At 63.2% G+C, this 1533-nt stretch carries 2 protein-coding genes; both read left to right on the top strand.

From position 1 onward, the window contains the following. Window positions 1-120 precede the first annotated feature (120 nt). A protein-coding gene (locus AC1DXV_RS34495) for an IS3 family transposase (protein WP_477874226.1) occupies window positions 121-1244 on the top strand; the annotation gives its coding sequence in 2 pieces (ribosomal slippage) (window positions 121-319 and window positions 319-1244; 1125 coding nt in all). Between the two features lie 104 nt (window positions 1245-1348). Further along, a partial coding sequence (locus AC1DXV_RS34490) for an SMI1/KNR4 family protein (protein WP_477938031.1) occupies window positions 1349-1533 on the top strand: 185 nt, incomplete at its 3' end.

The following is a 1533-nucleotide window of genomic DNA, read 5'->3' as shown; positions in this document are numbered from 1 at the left end:
TGACCTTGCCCGCGGAATCCGTATCCCTTGCTGAGTGGTTCAATCCAGGCAAGGAGAACGAAAGTGACGAAGGCAAAGAGAGCGCGCTACACGCTGGAATTCAAGCTTGAGGCGGTGCGGATGGTCAAGGGTGGGCAGAGCCTGGCGGTGGTGTCGAAGGTGCTGGGCGTGGCTGATCAGACGCTGCACAACTGGCTCAAGGCGGACCAGAGCGGCAAGCTGAACGGGCCCGGTAGCAAGCCTGTGAGCCCGGAGCAGATGGAGATTGCGCGGCTGCGTGCGGAGCTCGTGCGGGTGAAGATGGAGCGCGACATTCTGGGAAAAGCGACGGCGTACTTCGCGAAGGAACGGGAGTGAAGTACGCCTGGATAAGGCAGCACCGCCAGCGCTGGCCGGTGTCGCTGAGCTGCGAGGTTCTGGGCGTGAGTGCGAGCGGTTTCTACGAGCATGAGCGACGCAGCGGGCAGCCCGCGCCGGGGCGCCTGAGCGACGACGCGCTGCTGGTGCACATCAAGGCGCTGCACGCCGAGGTGCGGGGCGAGTACGGCTGGCCGAGGATCTGGAAAGAGCTGCTGGCACGCGGCATTCGAGTGGGCAAGGAGCGTGTTCAGAAGCTGATGCAGCGACACGGCATCAAGGCCCGAGGCAAGCGCAAGTTCATCGCAACGACCGACAGCAAGCACGGCCTGCCGGTGGCAGAGAACCTGCTGGAGCGGCGGTTCCAACCGGCCACGCCGAACGCGGTGTGGAGCGGCGACATCACCTACATCGCCACCGACGAAGGCTGGCTGTATCTGGCCGTGGTGATCGACCTGTTCAGCCGCCAGGTGGTGGGTTGGTCGATGCAGTCGCACATGCGGCGCGAGCTGGTGATGGATGCGCTGACGATGGCCTGGTTCCGACGACAACCGGGCAAGGAGGCGGCCGTGATGTTCCACAGCGACCGAGGCAGCCAGTACTGCAGCGCTGACTTCCAGGCATTGCTCACAAGTTACGGCATGCGCAGCTCGATGAGCCGCAAGGGCAACTGTTGGGACAATGCGCCCACCGAGAGCCTGTGGGGCTCGCTCAAGGTCGGCCGGCTGTATGGGCGCAAGTTCGAGACAGTGCGGGCCGCCAAGGACGAGGTCATCGACTGGCTGGCGTTCTACAACCACCGCCGGCTTCACTCGACGCTCGGCTACGTCAGTCCAATGCAATTCGAACGGGCTTGGCTCGCTGCCCAGGAAAAGCGAGCCGCGTAATGCCCTCGGCTATGGGATGCGAGATCCGAGGGCAAGGTCAAACGGCTGCTTCCAAGCGCGATACTGATGTCTCGGCAAGACCAACGAAGGTCACGCCATCTGCCATGCTTTCATCGACTACCGACCGTATGCCATTTGACCTTGCAGCCTCGTTCATAGAAGCAGCCGAACGCGAACTCGCAAGCTCGTTGCCGTCGTCCTACGCCAATGCGATGCGGACGGCCAACGGCGGCGACCTCGATGTGCTCAACGACGACTGGCGGCTGTATCCGATTGCGGATTCGTCCGA

The sequence above is a fragment of the Rhizobacter sp. P3_C12 genome (assembly GCF_056402735.1).
Note: the sequence above shows the minus strand (reverse complement) of the source record. Positions and strands in the feature narration are given on the sequence as shown.